The sequence below is a fragment of the Nonomuraea sp. NPDC001636 genome (genome assembly GCF_040298265.1).
Classification (GTDB): Bacteria; Actinomycetota; Actinomycetes; order Streptosporangiales; family Streptosporangiaceae; genus Nonomuraea.
In genome coordinates this window covers 287,155-307,165 of the sequence record NZ_JBEOZT010000002.1, presented here as the reverse complement: position 1 = coordinate 307,165, position 20,011 = coordinate 287,155, and the positions used below count along the sequence as shown (strand labels likewise).

The 20,011-nt window shown below is 72.0% G+C and carries 14 protein-coding genes and 1 pseudogene; 3 read left to right on the top strand and 12 right to left on the bottom strand.

Annotated elements, in window-relative coordinates; all coding sequences use genetic code 11:
- Positions 1-49 precede the first annotated feature (49 nt).
- Positions 50-2,842 (top strand): glycoside hydrolase family 2 TIM barrel-domain containing protein, encoded by a 2,793-nt coding sequence (locus ABT158_RS05165; protein ID WP_352351060.1) that lies wholly within the window; start codon positions 50-52, stop codon positions 2,840-2,842.
- A gap of 55 nt (positions 2,843-2,897) precedes the next feature.
- Here the strand turns inward: ABT158_RS05165 and tuf are convergent, their stop codons facing one another.
- Positions 2,898-4,064, bottom strand: coding sequence for an elongation factor Tu (gene tuf, locus ABT158_RS05160; RefSeq protein ID WP_352351058.1), 1,167 nt, complete (start codon positions 4,062-4,064; stop codon positions 2,898-2,900).
- A 166-nt stretch (positions 4,065-4,230) separates the two neighbouring features.
- On the opposite strand from tuf, the gene ABT158_RS05155 reads away from it, so the two are divergent.
- Positions 4,231-9,234: a leucine-rich repeat domain-containing protein gene (locus tag ABT158_RS05155; RefSeq protein WP_352351056.1), complete on the top strand. Its 5,004-nt coding sequence runs from the start codon at positions 4,231-4,233 to the stop codon at positions 9,232-9,234.
- Here ABT158_RS05155 and menC read toward each other — a convergent pair.
- The 10 genes from menC to ABT158_RS05105 form a co-directional block, all read right to left on the bottom strand.
- Complete coding sequence (gene menC / locus ABT158_RS05150) at positions 9,203-10,303, bottom strand: o-succinylbenzoate synthase (protein ID WP_352351054.1); 1,101 nt, start codon at positions 10,301-10,303, stop codon at positions 9,203-9,205. The two genes, ABT158_RS05155 and menC, sit on opposite strands and share 32 nt — an antisense overlap.
- Before the next feature lie 131 nt (positions 10,304-10,434).
- Positions 10,435-10,989 carry an acyclic terpene utilization AtuA family protein gene (locus tag ABT158_RS05145; RefSeq protein ID WP_352351052.1) on the bottom strand — a complete coding sequence of 185 codons (555 nt, stop codon included), beginning with the start codon at positions 10,987-10,989 and terminating at the stop codon, positions 10,435-10,437.
- 70 nt (positions 10,990-11,059) lie between these two features.
- Complete coding sequence (locus ABT158_RS05140; protein ID WP_352351050.1) at positions 11,060-12,637, bottom strand: Na+/H+ antiporter; 1,578 nt, start codon at positions 12,635-12,637, stop codon at positions 11,060-11,062.
- A 46-nt stretch (positions 12,638-12,683) separates the two neighbouring features.
- Positions 12,684-13,721, bottom strand: a complete 1,038-nt coding sequence (locus ABT158_RS05135) for a M24 family metallopeptidase (protein ID WP_352351048.1) — start codon at positions 13,719-13,721, stop codon at positions 12,684-12,686.
- On the bottom strand, positions 13,718-14,620 hold the full coding sequence (locus tag ABT158_RS05130; protein WP_352351046.1) for an ABC transporter ATP-binding protein: 903 nt from the start codon (positions 14,618-14,620) through the stop codon (positions 13,718-13,720). Before ABT158_RS05130 ends, ABT158_RS05135 begins: the two co-directional genes overlap by 4 nt.
- A complete protein-coding gene (locus tag ABT158_RS05125) occupies positions 14,620-15,441 on the bottom strand; it encodes an ABC transporter ATP-binding protein (protein WP_352351044.1) in 822 nt (273 codons plus the stop codon). Before ABT158_RS05125 ends, ABT158_RS05130 begins: the two co-directional genes overlap by 1 nt.
- Positions 15,438-16,298 carry an ABC transporter permease gene (locus ABT158_RS05120; RefSeq protein WP_352328927.1) on the bottom strand — a complete coding sequence of 287 codons (861 nt, stop codon included), beginning with the start codon at positions 16,296-16,298 and terminating at the stop codon, positions 15,438-15,440. The genes ABT158_RS05125 and ABT158_RS05120 overlap by 4 nt, the downstream gene beginning before the upstream one ends.
- Positions 16,295-17,413, bottom strand: coding sequence for an ABC transporter permease (locus ABT158_RS05115; RefSeq protein WP_352351042.1), 1,119 nt, complete (start codon positions 17,411-17,413; stop codon positions 16,295-16,297). Before ABT158_RS05115 ends, ABT158_RS05120 begins: the two co-directional genes overlap by 4 nt.
- 12 nt (positions 17,414-17,425) lie before the next feature.
- Positions 17,426-19,006, bottom strand: coding sequence for an ABC transporter substrate-binding protein (locus ABT158_RS05110; protein WP_352351040.1), 1,581 nt, complete (start codon positions 19,004-19,006; stop codon positions 17,426-17,428).
- Between the two features lie 63 nt (positions 19,007-19,069).
- Positions 19,070-19,198 carry a hypothetical protein gene (locus tag ABT158_RS05105; protein ID WP_352351038.1) on the bottom strand — a complete coding sequence of 43 codons (129 nt, stop codon included), beginning with the start codon at positions 19,196-19,198 and terminating at the stop codon, positions 19,070-19,072.
- Between ABT158_RS05105 and ABT158_RS05100 the strand changes: the two genes are divergently transcribed.
- The gene (locus ABT158_RS05100; protein WP_352351036.1) at positions 19,199-19,750 is read left to right on the top strand and encodes an Lrp/AsnC family transcriptional regulator; all 552 of its coding nucleotides are present in this window, start codon (positions 19,199-19,201) and stop codon (positions 19,748-19,750) included. It begins immediately after the preceding gene.
- Between the two features lie 21 nt (positions 19,751-19,771).
- On the opposite strand, the pseudogene ABT158_RS51275 reads toward ABT158_RS05100, so the two are convergent.
- Positions 19,772-19,906: pseudogene (locus ABT158_RS51275) on the bottom strand (hypothetical protein); the annotation flags it as partial.
- Positions 19,907-20,011 lie beyond the last annotated feature (105 nt).

The following is a 20,011-nucleotide window of genomic DNA, read 5'->3' as shown; positions in this document are numbered from 1 at the left end:
GCCGGGACATCGCTGACGGAACCACCATCAACCCCTACTGTCGGAAGGGATGGATCTCGCAACCTTCGCCCCCGGTTCGGGCCGTCTCGAACCCCGCGCAGCACTCCGCTCCGACGCCCCCGCCCTCGACCTCGCCGGCCTGTGGCGCTTCCGCCTCTCACCCGTGGCCGACGTGCCCGACGACTTCGCCCGTCCCGGCTTCGACGACTCCGCCTGGGACGAGCTGCCGGTGCCGGCCCACTGGCCCCTGCACGGCCACGGCGCCCCCGCCTACACCAACGTCTCCTACCCCTTCCCCGTGGACCCGCCGCACGTCCCGGACGAGAACCCGACCGGCGACTACCGGCGCGCCTTCGACCTGCCGGACGGCTGGCGCGGCGGCAGGCTGCGCTTCGAAGGCGTCGACTCCTTCGCCAGGGTCTGGCTGAACGGCCACGAACTGGGCTTCTCCACCGGCAGCAGGCTGCCCGTCGAGTTCGACGCCGGGCCGTGGCTGCGTCCGGGACGCAACGTGCTGGCCGTGCGCGTGCACCAGTGGTCGGCCGCCAGCTACCTGGAGGACCAGGACATGTGGTGGCTGCCCGGCATCTTCCGGGACGTCACCCTCACCCGGTCGGCCGCCGACGTGTTCGTGCACGCCGCCCACGACGGCCGGCTGTCCTTCGAGGCGGCCGAGGGCCTGCTGAGCATCCCCGAGCTGGGCGTGCGCGACCTGGCGCCCGGCGTCGAGATCACCGTCGAGGCCGAGCCGTGGACCGCCGAGACGCCCCGCCTGTACGAGGCCGTCCTCACCACCCCGCACGAGACCGTACGGCTGCGCGTCGGCTTCCGCACCGTCTCCGTCGAGGACGGCGTGCTCCTGGCCAACGGACGCCCGCTGCTGCTCAAGGGCGTCAACCGGCACGAGTTCCATCCGGACCACGGCCGCGCGGTCCCGTACGCGACCATGCGCGAGGACGTGCTGCTCATGAAGCGGCACAACGTCAACGCCGTCAGGACCAGCCACTACCCGCCGCACCCCGATTTCCTGGACCTGTGCGACGAGCTGGGCCTGTGGGTCGTCGACGAGTGCGACCTGGAGACGCACGGCTTCGGCCAGGTCGGCTGGCGGCGCAACCCCACCGACGACCCGCGCTGGGCCGACGCCCTGCTCGACCGCATGCGCCGCATGGTCGAACGGGACAAGAACCACCCCAGCGTCATCATGTGGTCGCTCGGCAACGAGGCGGGCGTCGGCCGCAACCTGGCCGTCATGGCCGGCTGGACGCGCGAGCGCGACCCGTCCAGGCCGCTGCACTACGAGGGCGACTGGTCGTGCGCCCACACCGACGTCTACTCGCGCATGTACGCCACCCACGCCGAGGTCGAGGCCATCGGCCGCGGCGAGGAGGACCCGCTCGACGACCCCGCCCTGGACGCGCGGCGGCGCGCGATGCCGTTCCTGCAGTGCGAGTACGCCCACGCCATGGGCAACGGGCCGGGCGGCCTGGCCGAGTACCAGGAGCTGTTCGAACGTTTCCCGCGGCTGGCCGGCGGGTTCGTGTGGGAGTGGATCGACCACGGCCTGACCGATCCCCGCCACGAGTACGCCTACGGCGGCGACTACGGCGAGCCCGTGCACGACGGAAACTTCGTCATCGACGGGCTGGTGTTCCCCGACCGCACGCCCTCCCCGGGCCTGCTGGACCTGAAGAAGGTCTTCGAGCCCGTGCGGTTCGAGTTCGGCGACGGCGTCGTGCGGGTGGTCAACCGGCACGACTTCCGCGACCTGGCCCACCTCGCCTTCGAGGCCGTCGTCGAGGACGACGGGCTGCCCGTCGCGTGGTTCCCGCTGGCGGTGCCGCCGTCCGGCGGCGAGGTGCAGCTGCCCGCCCCGCCTCCGCCGTCGGACGGCGCGGGGGAGCGCTGGCTCACCGTCCGCGCCATCCTGGCCGGCGACCAGCCGTGGGCCCCCGCGGGCCACGAGCTCGCCTGGTCCCAGACCCGCCTGCCGAGCCCCGCCCTTCCGGCCGCCGCCGGTGCGGGGGTCCGGCCGGAGACGTCCGGCGGGCGGCTGAGGCTGGGCGGCGGCGAGTTCGACCCGCGCACCGGCCGCCTGCTGCGCCTGTTCGGCCTCGACGTGGACGGCCCGCGCCTCGACCTGTACCGCGCGCCCACCGACAACGACCGCTACGGCGGGCTGGACCGGAAGTGGCGGCAGCTCGGGCTGCATCGCCTCACCCATCGCGTGACCGGAATCGAGACCGGCGACGGCATCACCGTGCGCACCCGGGTCGCCCCCGCCGCCACCGACCTCGGCATGCGCGTCACCTGGGCGTGGACCGCCACGTCCGGCTCGCTGAACCTGTCCGTGGACGTCGAGCCGGAGGGCGAGTGGCCCGCGCCGATCCCGCGGCTGGGCGTGCACCTGCTGCTGCCCGGCGAGCTCGGCCACGTCACGTGGTTCGGCCGGGGGCCGGGGGAGGCGTACCCGGACACCGGGACGGCCGCCCGCGTCGGCCGCTGGCACGCGGCGATCGACGACCTCCAGACGCCGTACGTCCGTCCCCAGGAGAACGGGCACCGGGCCGACGTGCGGTGGGCCGAGCTCGGCGGGACCGGGCCGGGCGGGTTCAGGATCCACGGCGACCCGGTGTTCGGGCTGACCGCCCGCCGGTGGAGCACCGCCGAGCTGGCGGCCGCCCGGCACCGCCCCGACCTGGTGCCCGGCGACCACGTCCACCTCCACCTGGACCTCGCCCACCAGGGCATCGGCACCGCCACCTGCGGCCCCGGCACCCTGCCCCGCCACGACCTGCGCCCGGCCCCCGCGACGCTCCGCCTCCGGTTCACCCCGGTCTGACGTTCGCGAAAGGAGGCCGGGATCCGCCCGTACGGCGGTTCCCGGCCTCTGCCCGTCAGGCGGGTGTCGTCAGGACGGTTCCCGCGCCGACCGTGAGGCCGCCCTCGCGGACGGCGAAGCCGAGACCGGGCTCGACGGCGACCGCCTTGCCCAGCTCGACCGTCACCGTCACCGTGTCACCCGGCTCGGCGGGCGCGGGCAGCGCCAGCTCACCGGGCACGTCGGTCGTCCGCAGGTAGAACTGCGGCCGGTACCCGGACGCGATCGGCCGCCGCCGCCCGCCCTCCTCCGGGGTCAGCAGGTACACGCGGGCGGTGAACGTCCGGTGCGCGCGCAGGGTGCCGGGCGCCGCCAGGACCATGCCCCGCCGTACCTGCTCGCGGCGCACCCCGCGGAGCAGGACGGCGGCGTTGTCCCCCGCCTCGCCCCGCTCCATCGTCCTGCCGAACGTCTCCACGCCCGTCACGACCGCCGTGAACCCGTCGCCGAACCCGATCACCTCCACCGTGTCGCCCACCCGTACGGTGCCGCGCTCGATGGCGCCGGTGACGACCGTGCCGCGGCCGGTGACCGTGAGCACGTTCTCGACGGGCATGAGGAACGGCGCGTCCACGTACCGGACCGGGACGGGGATGTGCTCGTCCACGGCCCGCAGCAGCGCCTCCACGGACGCCGTCCAGACCGGGTCGCCCTCCAGCGCCCGCAGCCCGGACACCCGCACCATCGGGACGTCGCGGTAGCCGTGCCCGGCCAGCAGCTCGGCGAGCTCCAGCTCCACCAGGTCCGTCAGCTCCGGGTCGGCGCCGTCGGCCTTGTTGACGGCGACGACCAGGTGCTCGACCCCGACCCGGCGGGCCAGCAGCACGTGCTCCCTGGTCTGCGGCATGATGCCGTCGTGCGCGGACACGACGAGGATCGCGCCGTCGAGCTGCGCCGCCCCCGTGATCATGTTCTTCACGTAGTCGGCGTGGCCCGGCATGTCCACGTGCGCGTAGTGGCGGGTGTCGGTCTCGTACTCGACGTGCGAGATGTTGATCGTGATGCCCCTGGAGCTCTCCTCCGGGGTCCGGTCGATCCGCTCGAACGGCGTGTACGTCGCCTGCCCCCGCTCCGCGAGCACCTTCGTGATCGCCGCGGTCAGCGTGGTCTTGCCGTGGTCGACGTGCCCCATCGTGCCGATGTTGAGGTGCGGCTTGTTCCGCACGTACGCCTGCTTGGCCATGTCTTCTTCCTCGAAGCCTGGAATCCCGTGACCCGTCGTAGGGCCGGCAACCTCCCCCCGCCGGGTCACATCAGGACTTACGAGGAGAGGTCAGCGCTCCAGGCCGTCGCAGGCACGCCCGAACGCGCCCGGCATGGCGGGCGTCGCGCGGCGGACGTGCAGGAACATGATGACCATCGTGGGCCGCTCAGCGATCGGACGCAACGCATTATTCCCGCCACCCGCAGACCCCGGCCGCCCCGGCCGGCGCGCCCGGCAACGTCTCCGCCGATGGTCGTTCGGGGTGACGCGGCCGGTACGGCGGGTCATGATGGCGGAGAGATCTCCGGCCGGGCGAAGGGGTGAATGGGACGCGATGACCGATCACGACGAGGTGAGCCGGCGTGTCGCCCTCGCCCAGGAAGGCGGCGGCGAGGAACTCGACCTGAGCGACCTGGACCTCACGCAGGTCCCCGCCGCCGTGCACGGCTTCAAGGAGCTCAGAACGCTCGACCTGTCGAGCAATCGGCTCTCGTCGTTGCCCGAGGAGATCGGCGACCTCACCGAACTGAGGTCGCTGAACCTGGACGACAACGAGCTGACGGCGCTGCCCGCGTCGATCGGCCGCCTGACCGCCCTGGAACGCCTCGACGCGGACGGCAACCGGCTGTCGGCGCTGCCCCCGGAGATCGGCCGGCTGACGGCTCTCGTCATCCTGTACGCGCAGCGCAACCGGCTCACCGCGTTGCCGCCCGAGATCTCCGGCCTCACCGCTCTCAGCGAGTTGATCCTTCAGGGCAACCGGATCAGCGCGTTGCCGAGGGAGATCGGAGATCTCACCGCACTCACCATCCTGCGCCTGGAGGGCAACCGGCTCGACGGGTTGCCCGCGGAGATCGGCCGGCTCACGGCCCTCGTCGAGCTGGACCTGTCGGGCAACAGCGTCTCGACCCTGCCGAAGGAGTTCGGCAACCTCACCGGCCTGGACGTGCTGGGCCTGTCGGCGAACGGCCTGCTCGCACTGCCCGACGCGGTGGCCGATCTCAGCGGGCTCCGCACGCTGTACGTGGCGAGCAACCGGCTCGAGACGTTCCCGGAGACCATCGGCGGCCTGCGGAACCTCGACACCCTGAACCTGTACGACAACGCGCTGACGGCGTTGCCGGACGCGATCGCCCGGTGCACCGCCCTGCGGCACCTGGACGTGGACGGCAACCGGCTGCGCTCGTTGCCGGCGGCGATCGGGCGGCTGAAGGAGCTCACCACCCTTTACGCGCAACGCAATCAGCTCAGCACGCTGCCGAGGGAGATCGGCGGGCTCACCGCGCTCACCGAGCTCTCGCTGTCGGACAACGAGCTCACGGCGTTACCCGTGGAGCTCGGCGGTCTCGTCAATCTCCGCAGACTGCAGCTGTCGGGGAATCGGCTCAGCGCGTTGCCGAGGGAGATCGGCGACCTCGCCGCCCTCGCCGTCCTGAACGTGGCGGGAAATCAACTGGCCGCGCTGCCCGAGTCGATCGGCGGCCTGCGGAATCTCGCCGAGCTGAACGTGTCGCTCAACGAGCTGGGCACGTTGCCCGAGACGATCCGCGGCCTGACGGCTCTCACCGAGCTGAACGTGTCGACCAACCGCCTTTCCGTCCTGCCCGACACGGTGGCCGGGCTGCGGGACCTCGCCGAGCTGAACGTGTCGGACAACCAGCTGTCGACGCTGCCGGAGGCGATCGGCGATCTCACGGCTCTCACGGCGCTGAACCTGGACGAGAACCAGCTGACGACGCTGCCCGAGTCGATCGGCAGGCTGAGTCTCCTGGAACGCCTCGACGCCGACGGCAACCAGCTGACGGCGCTGCCGGAGTCGATCGGCCGGCTGAAGGCGCTCACCACCCTGTACGCGCAGCGCAACCAGTTCACCGTGCTGCCGGACGCGATCGGCAAGCTCACCGCGCTGACGGACCTGTACCTGTCGGGCAACCAGCTCCGGGCGCTGCCCCCGACCGTGGGCGGTCTCACCGCGCTGTCCGGGCTCGACCTGTCGAACAACAAGTTCAGCTCGTTGCCGGACGTGATCGGCGGCCTTTCGGGCCTGGTCACGCTGGACCTGTCGGGCAACGCGTTCACGACCTGCCCGGAGGTGGTGGGCGACCTCACCCGGCTCACCGAGCTGAACCTGTCGCTCAACGAGCTGGGCACGTTGCCCGAGACGATCCGCGGCCTCACGGCCCTCGTCAACCTGAACCTGTCGGGCAACCTGTTCACCGAACTGCCGGAGGCGATCGGCGCTCTCACGGCTCTCACGGCGCTGAACCTGGACGAGAACCGGCTGACGACGCTGCCCGAGTCGATCGGCCGGCTGAGTCTCCTGGAACGCCTGGACGCCGACGGCAACGACCTTTCGACGCTGCCGGCGGCGATCGGCCGGCTCCAGGCGCTCAACACGCTGTACCTGCAGAACAACGCGTTCACGACGTTTCCCGAGGAGATCACGAAGCTCACCGCGCTCACCGCGCTCGCTCTGGCGGAGAACGAGCTTCCGACGCTGCCGGCCGCGATCGGCGGCCTCAAGGCGCTCACCATGCTGCAGCTGCGGGACAACCGGCTCACGGCCCTGCCGGAGGAGATCGGCGAACTCGCCGGACTCGTGCGGCTCGACCTGGTGGGCAACCGGCTGTCGACGTTGCCCGTGGCCTTCGGGCGGCTGGCCGGCGTCGCGCATCTGTACCTGTCGAGCAACCGGTTCACGGAACTGCCGGAGGCGATCGCCGGGCTCGGCAGGCTTGAGGAACTCCTTCTCGACGACAACGAGATCTCCGTCATCCCGGATTTCGTCCTCCAGCTGACAAGCCTTTCCGTCCTTTCCGTACGCGGAAACCGGATCATCAGCCCGCCTCCCGCCATCGTGGCCGGCGGCACCGTGTCCGTTCTCACGTTCCTGCGCGCGCGCCGCGACGGAGCGTCCGAGCAATGGGTGTCCAAACTGCTGATCGTCGGCGAGGGCGGCGTGGGCAAGACGTCGCTGCTGAAGGCGCTGGCGGGAATGCCGCACGACCACGCCGAACCCTCGACGCACGGCCTGAGAATCGAACGGCTGAACATCCCGCATCCCAGCCGCGCCGACGTCGACATGCACTTGAGCGTGTGGGACTTCGGCGGCCAGGAGATCTACCACGCCACCCACCAGTTCTTCCTCACCGACCGGTCCCTTTTCCTGCTCGCGTGGAATTCGCGGCTCGGATGGGAACAGGGGAGACTCCAGTACTGGCTGGACATCATCACCGCGCGCGCCCCCGAATCGCCGATCCTGCTGATCGCGACCCACGCCGACCAGGGCGACCGCCCGGTCGACCTCCCCCTGGACGAACTACGCGCCCAATATCCCCGCATCGTCGCCGGCCTGTCCGTCGACAGCGAGACGCGCCAGGGCATCGAGGCGCTGCGCGGCGAACTGCGCGAGCAGGCCGCGAACCTGCCGCTGATGGGCTCGGAATGGCCGACCACCTGGCAGGCGGCGGCCGAGGAACTGCGGGCGATCGAGGACAAGCACATCACCCCGGAACGCATGTGGGCGGTGATGGACCGCGCCGGGGTCGGCGACCCGATCCAGCAGCAGTACGTGGCCGTCATGCTGCACCAGCTCGGCGACATCCTGTATTACCACGACGACCCCAATCTCGCGCAGTCGGTCATCCTGCGCCCCGAATGGGTGAACGCCTACATCAGCAAGGTTCTCGACAGCGACGAGGTCGCGGCGCGGAACGGCGTTCTCACGCGGGAACATCTGAGCTTTCTCTGGTCCGATCTCGACCGCGGGCTACGCCATCATTTCCTCGACATGATGGACAAGTACGACCTCTCCTATCAGATGGAGGGGAACGACGGTACGGATCTGAGCCTGGTGGTCGAACGCCTCGGCTGGAACCCGCCGCCGTACCAGCATCTGTGGGACGGCGGCGCATCCGGGCCGTCGAAGGAGATCCGCGTCCTGTACGAGCTCAATTCCATGCCGCCGGGAATCCCGACCTGGTTCATCGCCCGGTCGCACCGCTTCACCACCCACCACCACTGGCGTACGGGCGCGCTGCTGAGGCATCCCGACGGCCGGCACGTTGCGCTCGTCCGGGCCGACCGGCACCGCAACCTGGTCGAACTGGCGGTACGGGGCCCGCTTCCCACCGCGTTCTTCTCCCTTCTCGACGACGGCCTGAACAGAACGCTCGAACGTTTCCCGGGACTGAGCATCAAACGGCTCATCCCCTGCCCGTGCGGGACCGGGACGGACGTCGCCTGCGCGGAGAGATTCGATTACGAGGATCTGCAGAGACGCCTTCTCCTCAATCCGCCGCGCGAACAGATCGAATGCCGGAAATCGCTGGAACTGCTGAACGTGAAAAGCCTGCTGCTGGGGCTGGCCCCGCCCGAACGATCCGTGAGCCGCGAGGACATCGAGCGCATCACGGAACTCGTCCTGGCCCAGGGGGAGAAGATCGACGGGCAGACGGAGTTCATGCAGCGCATGTTCGTCAGGACGCAGCGCATCGCGCAGGCGTACCGGGAGATCCTCTGCCCGAGCGTCTTCACCCTGGTGGAGCTCAGGCGAAAGGCGCTCACCGGAGCCGCGTACGAACTGCGGCTCTACTGCGAGGAGCCCGGCGCCTGGCATCGCCTGCCGGGGAACGACGGCTGCTACAAGCTCGACGAGCCGCCCGAGTGGCTCGTCACCATCGCGCCGTACCTGAAGCACCTGCTCAACGTGCTGAAGCACGCCGCGCCGTTCGCGGGGCCGATTCTCGGGATGAGCGTGGACCACCTGAGCCAGCAGACCAAGGCGGAGGCCGACGCGATGAAGGAGCTGATCGCCCAGATCCCCGACCTAGCGATCGAGCGCAGGGAGCTGTCCGAGGCCGGGGGACCGGAAGCGCACGCCACGCTGGAGGCCGACTTCCGCGCGCTCGAAGCGCTGCTGGTCAAGTACGACCCGAAGCGGGCCTGGGGAGGTCTCTCGCGTACGACGACCCCCGAGGGGCTGACGCTCTATCTCTGCGCCGAGCACAGCCGCGCCTACCGCGGCTCGGTGAAGGTGGACCTCGACGCGAGCTCGGCCGCAGGGCACCGGCCGGGGTCCCGCGACCCCGGCCGGGCCGCCCTCCAGGACGGGCGCCCTACAGCGGGATCCACTCCGTGGCCGTCGTGACCTCCTCCAGCACGGACGGGATCGGCTCGACGCCGAGCCCCGGCCCCGTCGGCACCTCCAGATGGCCGTCCACCAGCTCGAACGGCTCGGTCACGTCGGTCGCGAAGTAGCGGCGCGACCCCGAGGTGTCGCCCGGCAGCGTGAACCCGGGCAGCGCCGCTAGCGCCACGTTGGCGGCCCGGCCGAGGCCGGTCTCCAGCATGCCGCCGCACCACACCGCGATGCCGTTGGCCCGGCACAGGTCGTGGATGCGCCGCGCCTCCAGGTAGCCGCCGATGCGGCCCGGCTTGATGTTGATGATCGAGCACGAGCCGAGCGCGATGGCGGCCGCCGCGTGCTCGGCCGACTCGATGGACTCGTCCAGGCAGATCGGGGTGCGCAACTGGCGGGCCAGCGTGGCGTGCTGGACGAGGTCGTCGTTGGCCAGCGGCTGCTCGATCAGCAGCAGGTCGAACGCGTCGAGCCGGGCCAGCCGGCGGGCGTCGGCCAGCGAGTACGCCGCGTTCGCGTCCACCTGGAGCAGCAGGTCGTCGCCGAAGCGCTCGCGCACCGCGCGCACCGGCTCGACGTCCCAGCCGGGCTCGATCTTCAGCTTGATGCGGACGTACCCCTCCTCGACGTAGCCCGCCACGGCGTCGAGGAGCTGCGGGATCGAGTCCATGATGCCCACCGACACCCCGCACGGCACCCGGTCGCGGGCCGCGCCCAGGAAATGGCCGAACGACTCGCCGGAGGCCCGCAGCTGCGCGTCCAGCACGGCGGTCTCCAGCGCGGCCTTGGCCATGCGGTGGCCCTTGATCGGTTCGAGCGCGCGGCCGACGCCGTACGCGTCCAGGGTCGCCGGCAGGGAGGGCAGCAGGAACCGGCGGATCACCTCGGCGGCGCCGTCGACGTACTCGCTGGAGTAGAGCGGCTCGGACATGGCCACGCACTCGCCCCACCCCTCGGCGTCGGGGGTCACCACCCGGACCAGCAGGACGTCCCGGGCCGTCTCGGTGCCGAACGACGTGCGGAACGGCGCCACCAACGGCATCGCGATCCGGCGCAGCTCTACTCCTGTGATCTTCACACTCTCTCCAACTCGGTCGGCGCGCAGGTGCTCCCTGGCGACCGTACGACATGCGGCGACACCAGGGTTCGTGCCGGGCCACCAAAGGCCGGCGGTTCTTCGTCGCCGAGCCCCACAGCCCCGGGACGGCCTCAGACGACGATGCCGGGGGTGCGCGCGATCAGGATCCGGCACGGCGTGTCCTCGCTGAGCCGCACCGCCTCCAGCGGCACCGTCACCTCCGGCGTGCGGTACCGGCCGCCGGAGAACGCCGCCGCCAGGCGGGCCCGTACGGACTCGGCCGGCATCTGCCCGTCGATGGAGCTGGTGCCGTCGCGCCCGATCTCGGCCACGCACGCGCCCGGCTGCGTGGCCAGCGCCAGACCGGCGACCGTCGCCCCGGCGAGGGCGGACACGTCGCGCCTGGTCCAGCCGTAGTGCCACATGCCGGCCGCCACCACGGGCGCGGCCGGGCAGGCGGGCTCGGTGATCACCACGTCGAGCCCCTGGAGCAGCGCGGCGGCGATCTGTCCGGCGCCCCTGAGCGCCCCGGCCCCGATCCGCAGGCCGGGCAGCTCGGGCAGCGGGCCGCCGAGCGTGTAGATCAGCTTGATGCCGGTGGTGGAGGGGCCAGGACCGCTGTCGTGCCAGCCACAGGCCACGACGCCGACCGACGGGGCGGCGCCCAGCGTGCCGATCCGCAGCATATGGAAATGACTACCCTCTGCGGCCCGCGATCACACACCGTCAACCCTCCGGGTGGCGGATCGGGGCTGGTCAGCGCATGCTGCGGGCGTCGAGGGCGCGCAGCACCCGGGAGACCACCTGGGGGTCGGCCCGCGGGTCGCGGCGGGCGTCCAGCACGGCCTGCCGGGCGGCCGACATCATCTCCTCCTGCACCCGCCGCACCAGCCGGGCCCGCCGCGCCCGCTGCTCGAACGCCTCGCGCCGCTCGTCGTCGGCGGCCTCGGGGCTGATCCGCAGCCCGAGGTCCATCATGCGGCGGCCCAGCAGCTCGACCACCTCCTCGGGCAGGTCCTCGGCCTCGTCGATCTCCCGCAGCCGCCGCTTGGCCGCGTGGGCGGCCCGGATCGCCAGGCGCTTCTCCAGGTCGCGCTCGGCCGCGGTGTCGGCCTTGACGCCGAGCCGTGCCACCAGCCACGGCAGCGTCAGCCCCTGCACCACCAGCGTCACCAGGATGACCGCGAACGCGATGAACACGATCACCGGCCGCTGCGGGAACGGCCGCCCGTCGTGGATCCGCAGCGGGATGGCCAGCGCCAGCGCCACGGACGCCACGCCGCGCATGCCCGCCCACCACATGACGACGGTCTCGCGCCAGCTCATCGGCACCTCGGTGTCCTCGCGCCGCCCCTTCTTGGCCAGCCACGCGGCCGGCAGCAGCCACAGCAGCCGCACGACCACGACGACGCCCACCACGGCGGCGCTCCACCACAGCACCTCGGCGAACCGCCCGTGGACCGTGCCGAACACCGTGTGCAGCTCCAGCCCGATCAGCCCGAACGCGATCCCGGTCACCAGCGTGTCCACCACCTGCCAGAACGTGGACGAGGCGAACCTGCCGAACACGTCGTCGGCGTCCCACATGCGGTCGCTGAGGTAGAAAGCGGTGGTCAGCACGGCCAGCACGCCAGACCCGCGCAGCTCGTCGGCCACCGCGTAGCTCACGAACGGCACCACCAGCGACAGGCCCACCTGCAGCGTCGCGTCGCCCAGCAGCGCCATCAGCTTCCCGGCCGCCCAGCCCAGCGCGAACCCCGCCGCCACGGCCACCCCGGCCGACAACACGAACTCGCCCAGCGCCCCCGGCCACGAGAACACGCCCGTCACGACCGCCGCGACCGCCACGTGGTAGAGCACGATCGCGGTCACGTCGTTGAACAGGCCCTCGCCCTCCAGCAGCGACACCATGCGCCGCGGCAGGCCCAGCCGCCCGGCCACCGCCGTGGCCGCCACCGGGTCGGGCGGCGCGACCAGCGCGCCCAGCGCCACCGCCGCCGCCAGCGGCAGGCCGGGGACGAGCGCGTGCGCCGTGGCCGCCACGGCCGCCGTCGTCACGAACACCAGCGCCACCGCGAGCAGGAAGATCGGCTGCCAGTTCGCCGCGAACTGCCGCCAGGACGTACGCCGCACCGCCGCGTACAACAACGGCGGCAGCAGCAGCGGCAGCACGATGCCCGGCGGGATGTCCACGTTCGGCACGAACGGCAGCACCGCCAGCAGGATGCCCAGCAGCGTCATCAGCACCGGCGCGGGCAGCCCCAGCCGCTCACCCAGCGGAACCGTGACCAGCGCGCCCAGCAGCACCAGCATGAGCAGCACGAACTGGTCCACGACGCCCCCCGGTGATCGTCGTCACCCAGCGTAAGCGCAGGCCGCCTCAGCGGTCGAGGACGTGCAGGGTGTGCGGCCGCGTGCCCAGCGGCACCGGCTCGGCGGCCGTGCACGCCACCACGTCGGCCACCCGGGCGCCGAACAGGTCGGGCACATAGATGGCCGGCTCCAGGCAGACCGTCATCCCGGGGGCGAACACCGCGTTCTCGCCGGCCCGCGGCCCCTCGTCGTGGCCGAGGCCCACGCCGCGGCCCACGTGCGGGGCGGCGAAGCGGCCGTACCCGCTGGCGTCGATGACCTCGTGCACCGTCCTGACCAGCTCCGCGAACGGCACGGAGGGCCGCAGCGCCGCCAGCGCCGCGCGGTGGGCGGCCAGCACCACCGAGTACATCGCCTCGTAGTCCTCCGGCGGCTCGGCGACGGCGAACACCCGGCCCGCCTCGGCGCAGTAGCCGTCCCAGCGGCCGCACACCGACACCAGCAGCGCGTCGCCCGGGTTGATCACCCGCCCGCCGGGCACGTGCTCGGGCCGCGCGGTGTGCTCGCCCGCCGACACGCGCAGCGAGATCACCTCCTCGCAGCCCGACTCCAGGGCCAGCAGCCGCAGCCGGCGCGCCATCGCCCGCTCGGTCGCGCCGAACCAGGCCAGCTCGGCCGCCTGCGCCAGCACCGCCTCCGCCGCCGCGACCGCCCGGCCGACCGCGGTCAGCTCGGCGGGGTCCTTGCGCAGCCGCAGCGGCGCCAGCACCGCGGAGGCGGGCACCAGCTCGGCGGCGATCGCCAGCCGGAACAGCTCGGCCGCCCGCATCTCCGGGTCCACCCCGACCCGGCGCGCGGAGGCGGGCACCAGGCCCGCCGGATCGCGGGTCTCGACGATCGCGTCGGCCGTCACCACGAGGAACACGCCCGGCCCGGCATCCTCCGGCAGGACGCCCTCAGGGAAGGCGCCTTCGGGGAGAGGGCCTTCGGGGGAGGCGCTCAGGAACCGGAAGTCGGGCGAGGGCCGCAACACCAGCACGTCGATGCCCTCCTGGGCCATCGCCCGCCGCACGGCCGCCACCCGCGCGGCGTGCCGCCGGCTCACGCCGGCTCGTGCAGCCAGCAGGCGACCGGCCCGAAGTCCGGCTCCTTCTCGCGGCACACCTCCATCACCAGCGGGCAACGCGGGTTGAACCGGCACCCGCCCGGCGGGTTCGCCGGATCGGGCACGTCCCCGGCCAGCTCGGCGGGCAGCACGCCCATGCCGTCCGGCTTGGGGATGGCCCCCAGCAACGCCCTGGTGTAGGGATGTTTCGGGTCGTCCCACACCTCGGCCGTCCCGCCCACCTCGACGATCTTGCCGAGGTACATGACGGCGATCCGGTCGGCGATCAGCCGCACCACCGACAGGTCGTGGCTGATGAACAGCAGCCCGGCCCCGGAGTCCACCGCGAGGTCGCGCATCAGCCGGGCCACCTGGGCCTGGGCGGAGGCGTCCAGCGCGGAGATCGGCTCGTCGCCGATGAGCAGCCGCGGCCGTGCCGCCAGCGCCCTGGCGATCGCGATGCGCTGCCGCTGGCCGCCGGAGAACTCGTGGGGGTGCCGTCCGGCGAACTCGCGCGGCAGGCCCACCCGCTCCAGCAGGTCGGCCGGGTCGGTACGGCTGTCGCCCGCGGTGCGCAGGCCGTCGGCGATCTGGTCGCCCACCCGGCGCCGCGGGTTCAGCGACGCGTACGGGTCCTGGAACACCATCTGGATGCCCGTGAGCTTCCTGCGCCGCAGGCCGAGCGGCGTGACCTGCTGCCCCTCGAACGCGATCGACCCGTGGGTGACCGGGTTCAGCCCGCAGACCGCCCGCGCCAGGGTGGACTTGCCGCACCCCGACTCGCCGACCAGGCCCACGACCTCGCCGGCCCGTACGGTCAGGCTGGCCCCCGCCACCGCCCGCACCACCGGACGCCCGGGGGAGCGGTGCTCGACGACCAGGTCCTCGATGTCCAGCATCAGCCCTCCACGTCCGGAGCAGGATCAGGCACAGAAGAATCAGGCGCAGAATCAGGCGCAGAATCAGGTAGGGACTCCAGCAGCGCGCGGGTGTAGGGGTGCTCGGGGTCGCGCAGCACCCGCCCGCGCGGCCCGGTCTCCACGACCAGGCCGTCCTTCATCACGCTCACCTCGTCCGCGACCGCCGACATGACGCCCAGGTCGTGCGTGACCAGCAGCACGGCCAGGCCCAGCTCGTCGCAGAGCCCACGCAGCAGCCGCAGCACGCCCGCCTGCACGGTCACGTCCAGCGCCGTGGTCGGCTCGTCGGCGATCAGCACCTTGGGCGAGCAGGCCAGCGCGACGGCGATCGCGATGCGCTGGCGCATGCCGCCGGAGAACTGGTGCGGGAAGCGCCCGTACGCCTCCTCGGCGCCCGGGATGCGTACCTTGCCCAGCAGCTCGACCGCCCGCGCCTTCGCCTCGGCCCTGCCCAGGTCCAGGTGGTGGCGCATGTGCTCGGTGAGCTGCCGGCCGATCGTGAGCATCGGGTGCAGGCTGGTCGCCGGGTCCTGGAAGACCATGGCGACCTCGCCGCCGCGCACCTGGTTGAGCTCCTTGGGCGGCAGCGTGAGCAGGTCACGCTCGCCGAGCCCGATCCGGCCCGAGACGCGCGCGCCGTGCGGCAGCAGCCCCAGCACGGCCAGGCCGGTCATCGTCTTGCCCGACCCGCTCTCGCCGGCCAGGCCGTGCACGCGCCCGGCGGCCAGCTTCAGGTCGACGCCGCGCAGGATCTCCTTGCCGTGGATCGACACCTTCAGGCCGGTGATGTCCAGCGTCACAACGCACGCTCCTTGATCGCGCGGGCCGTCCGCGGGTCGAGCGCGTCCCGCAGCGTGTCGCCGAGGAAGTTGAACGCCAGCACCACGGTCAGGATCGCCAGGCCGGGGAACGTCGCCACCCACCAGCTGTCGAAGACCTCCACGCCGGAGGCCACCATCGCGCCCCACTCGGGGGACGGCGGCTTGGCGCCCAGGCCCAGGAACGACAGGCCGGACAGCAGCAGCAGCGCCGTGCCGATGTCGAGCGTGGCCAGCACCAGGATCGGGCCGGTCACGTTCGGCAGCACGTCCACCCGCAGCGAGCGCCACACCGAGAAGCCCAGCAGCCGCCCGCTCAGCACGAACTCCCGCTCGCGCACGCCCAGCACCAGCCCGCGGGTGACGCGGGCGTAGGCGGGCCAGGCCACCACCAGCACGGCCAGCACGGCGTTGCCCAGGCTCGCGCCCAGCGCCGCGGCCACCACCATGGCCAGGATCACGGTCGGGAACGCGAACACCAGGTCCGCGATCCGCATGATCGTCTCGCCGACCCACTTGCCGAAGTACCCGGCGCACGCCCCCAGCAGGCCGCCGACCAGCACCGACAGCACGACCAGCAGCAACGTCAGCGGGATCGACACCCGCGCGCCGTACATGACGCGGCTCAGGATGTCGCGTCCGAGCTGGTCGGTGCCGAACCAGTGGCCGGGCCCCGGGGGCGCCAGCCGCGGCAGGTCCTGGGCCAGCGGGTCGTGCGGCGCCAGCCACGGCGCGGCCAGCGCGATCACCAGCCAGGCCACGGCCAGGACGGCGCCCGCGACGGCCAGCGGCTGCCGCCACGCCTCGGGCAGCCTGCCCAGCAGACCCTTGCCTCTCATTGCAGCCTCACTCGGGGATCGATGACGCCGTACAGCACGTCCACGATCAGGTTGATGACCAGGTAGACCACGCCCACGACCAGGCCGACGCCCATCACGGCGGGCAGGTCGAGGCTGGTGGCGCTCTTGTAGGCGTACTGGCCGACGCCGGGCCAGGCGAAGATCGCCTCGACCAGGACGGTGCCGGACAGCAGGCTGCCGAAGGCCAGACCGGCCACGGTGATGATCGGGACCAGCGCCGAGCGCAGCACGTACCGGAACAGGATCACCCGGCCCGGCAGCCCCTTGGCGCGGGCCGCCCGGACGTAGTCCTGGCCCAGCACCTCCAGCACCGCCGAACGGGTGAAGCGGGTCAGCAGGCCGATCGTGTACAGCGCCAGCACCAGCGCGGGCGTGATCAGGTGGCCGACGGCGGAGGTGAAGATGTCCCACCGGCCCGCCAGCAGCGCGTCGATCGTCTGCAGCCCGGTCACCGCCGGCGCCGAGCCGAGCGCGGCGTCTACGCGACCGCTGCCCGGCGTGATCTGCAACCGGAAGAAGAACACGTAGAACGCCACCAGCGCCAGCCAGAACGTCGGCACCGAGATGCCGATCAGGCTGACCAGCCGCAGCACGTGGTCGGACAGCCGGTCCCGGCGCAGCGCGGCGACCACGCCGAAGGCCACGCCCAGCACCAGCGAGATCAGGATCGCCGCGCCCGCCAGCTCCAGCGTCGCCGGGACGAACTCGGCCAGGTCCTGGCTGACCGGGCGGTGGCTCTGCTGGCTCATGCCCAGGTCCCCCTGGACCAGACCCTGCAGATAGATCCCGTACTGCTGCCACAGCGGCTTGTCCAGGCCGTGCTCGGAGCGCCACTGCGCCACGATGGCCGGGTCGCCCAGCGCCCGCTGGCCCAGGTTGGCGGCCACCGGGTCGCCGGGCACCAGGTTCGTCAGCAGGAACGTGACGAGCGTGATGCCCCAGGCCAGCAGCACGGCGATGAGGATGCGCCGGATGAGGAAGCGCGCCAGCGGGTGCACCCCCCGCCGCCGCGGCGTGCCCGCGGCGGCCGTCTCGACCGGGGAGCCGGCGCCGGGGCGCGGCGGCGAGCCCGCCGCGCCCGGGTTGTCGGACACCTGCCGGTCTCCTTACTTCGCGCCGAGGTCGGCGACGTCCACGGTCCAGACCGGGTGGTACTCCAGGCCCGTCACGGACGCGGCCGACACGATGTTCTGGCTCGGCTGGATCAGCGGCACGAACGGGCCGGAGGTGTTGAGCTTGGTCTGCAGGTCGGCGTAGGCCGTCTTGCGGGCCTCGTCGCCGATCGCGGTCGCGGCCTTGTCAGCGGCCGCCTCGATCTCCTTGGCCGCGCCTTCCTTCCAGCCGGCCCGCAGGCCCACGGTCTTGCCGGGCGCGAAGGCCAGGTAGTCGCTCGGGTCCGGGTAGTCGGGGCCCCAGTACCACAGGCCCATCTCCTCCTTGCCGTTGCGGTAGTTGTCCAGCGCGGTCGTCACCGGCGCGGGCTGGAGGTCCACCGTGATGCCGACCTCCTTGAGGTTGGCCTGGATGCGCTCGGCCAGCGGCTGGAACGACAGGCCGTTGACGGTCAGCTCGCTCGGGAACTCCAGCTTGACGGTCGGGTTCGACACGCCGCTGGCGGCCAGGGCCGCCTTGGCGCCCTCGACGTCCCGCTTGGGGGCCTGCTCCGGCGGCAGCGCGCCGAGCAGCTGCGACGGGATCACGCCCGGCGCCTGCGTCGAGCCCTCGCCGGCCAGCTCCAGCAGGCCCGCGTAGTCGACGCCCTTGCGCACGGCCTCGACGAACTTGGCGTTCGGCGTGGTCTTGCTGACGCCCGAGTCCTGGTTGGCCAGCAGGAAGATGACGTTCGCCGAGGCGGTCTTCTTCACCTGCAGGGTGGAGGGCATGTTGGTGACCTGGTCACCGGACAGGTTCAGCGCCACCTGGCTGTCGCCGCGCTGCACGTTGAGCTTCTGCGTGGCGGCCTCGACGTTGCGGATGACGACCTTGTCGTAGGCCGGCTTGGTGCCGTAGTACTTCGGGTTCGCCTTGAGCGTGACCTGGCTGCTCACGTTGAACGACTCGATCGTGTACGGCCCGGACCCCGCCGAGGAGGCGTTCAGGTACTGCTCGGCCTTGTCCTGGGCGTCGGCCGTCGCGCCGTGCTCCTTGGCGACCTTGCTGTTGAGGATGCCCAGCGCCGGGTTCGGCAGGATGTAGGGCAGCGCCGGGTTCGGCGCCTTCGACGTCAGCGTGATCGTCGAGTCGTCGGTCTTGGCCACCTCGACGCCGTCCAGCAGGAACGACGGGGTGCCCTTCATGTCACGCACGCGGTTGAGCGAGAACACCACGTCGTCGGCGGTGATCGGCGAGCCGTCGGCGAAGGTGGGGCCCTTCTTGAGCTTGAGCGTCAGCGTCTTGCCGTCCTCGCTCAGCTCGTAGGACTCGGCCAGCGCCGGGACCGGCTTGGTCACGTCGGAACCGTCGAAGGTGAGCAGCGTCTCGTAGACGGCCTTGCCGACGATGAGCCCGGTCGGCTCGTAGGTGCGGCCGGGGTCGGCCGTCTTGAGGTCGAACGACGTGTCGATGACGAGCGTCTTCCCACCGCCACCGGAGGCCGCCGGGGTCTGCGAGGTGCCGCCGCTTCCGCAGGCGGCGAGGGCGAGCGCACCGGCGAGCAGCACTGCCGCCGTCTGCGAGCGGGTCGCCATGGGGTCCTCCAAATTGGACGTTCGGGAGAAGGATGTCGAGGATTGTCCGGCAGAACGTCCAGGTCATGTGCGGTCCGCGAGACGGATATAAATGGTCGAGGTGTAATGATGAGTGATATTTCCAGAAATGGTGCCAGCGGCAGCGGTCAGCCTGGACGGATCGGCATCGGTCTCGAACTGGACGACGTCCATATGAAGATCCTTGAGGTCCTGCGCGAGAACGGCAGGATCTCGGTCGCCGCGCTGGCCGAACGGGTGGGCATCTCCCGCGCGAACGCCTACACGCGCTTCGAGGCGCTGCGCGCCGACGGCGCGATCAAGCGCTTCACCGCGGAGATCGACCACGTGCGCGCCGGGCTCGGCATCACCGCGCTGATCTTCGTGACCGTGCGCCAGCAGATGTGGAAGCAGTTCAGGGCCGAACTGGCCCGGATGCCCGAGGTCGAGTACTGCGCGATCACCACCGGCCAGCACGACGCCATGATCCAGGTACGGGTCTCCGACGTGGCCGCCGTGCACGCCATGGTGACCGACCGCCTGGCCAACATCCCGGCGGTCAAGGCCACCGAGACCGTGTTCATCCTGGACGAAGTGCTCCGGCGGCCGTACGTGCTGCCGTCCGACCGGGACGCCTCCCGTCCCGCGCGGCGGACACCCCAGGAGACGCAAGGGGACGTGCCGCTCGGCATGATGCGCTTCGTCGGCGCGGCCGAGGGACGCGCCGCCCTCCGCAAGGACGGCTAGCCACCGCCCTCCGCCAAGGACGGTCGGGCGCCGCCCTCCGATCAGGACGGTGGGGCGCCGCCCTCCGATCAGGACGGTGGGGCGCCGCCCTCCGATCAGGACGGTGGGGCGCCGCCCTCCGATCAGGACGGTGGGGCGCCGCCCCCCGATCAGGACGGTGGGCGCTGTCCTCCGGAAGGAGGGCTGGGTGTCGCCCCCTGGGCCGCCGGGTCGCCCGGCGGCCGGGTTGACCGGGCGGCCGAGCCGCCGGGTGGCCGGGCC

Bases quoted from the DNA above. Each gene is read 5' to 3' on its own strand.
- ABT158_RS05130 (WP_352351046.1), bottom strand. From the start codon at position 14,620: ATGCTGGACATCGAGGACCTGGTCGTCGAGCACCGCTCCCCCGGGCGT.
- ABT158_RS05100 (WP_352351036.1), top strand. From the start codon at position 19,199: ATGAAGATCCTTGAGGTCCTGCGCGAGAACGGCAGGATCTCGGTCGCC.
- ABT158_RS05155 (WP_352351056.1), top strand. From the start codon at position 4,231: ATGATGACCATCGTGGGCCGCTCAGCGATCGGACGCAACGCATTATTC.
- ABT158_RS05120 (WP_352328927.1), bottom strand. From the start codon at position 16,298: ATGAGAGGCAAGGGTCTGCTGGGCAGGCTGCCCGAGGCGTGGCGGCAG.
- ABT158_RS05145 (WP_352351052.1), bottom strand. From the start codon at position 10,989: ATGCTGCGGATCGGCACGCTGGGCGCCGCCCCGTCGGTCGGCGTCGTG.
- tuf (WP_352351058.1), bottom strand. From the start codon at position 4,064: ATGGCCAAGCAGGCGTACGTGCGGAACAAGCCGCACCTCAACATCGGC.
- ABT158_RS05110 (WP_352351040.1), bottom strand. From the start codon at position 19,006: ATGGCGACCCGCTCGCAGACGGCGGCAGTGCTGCTCGCCGGTGCGCTC.
- ABT158_RS05105 (WP_352351038.1), bottom strand. From the start codon at position 19,198: ATGGACGTCGTCCAGTTCGAGACCGATGCCGATCCGTCCAGGCTGACC.
- ABT158_RS05165 (WP_352351060.1), top strand. From the start codon at position 50: ATGGATCTCGCAACCTTCGCCCCCGGTTCGGGCCGTCTCGAACCCCGC.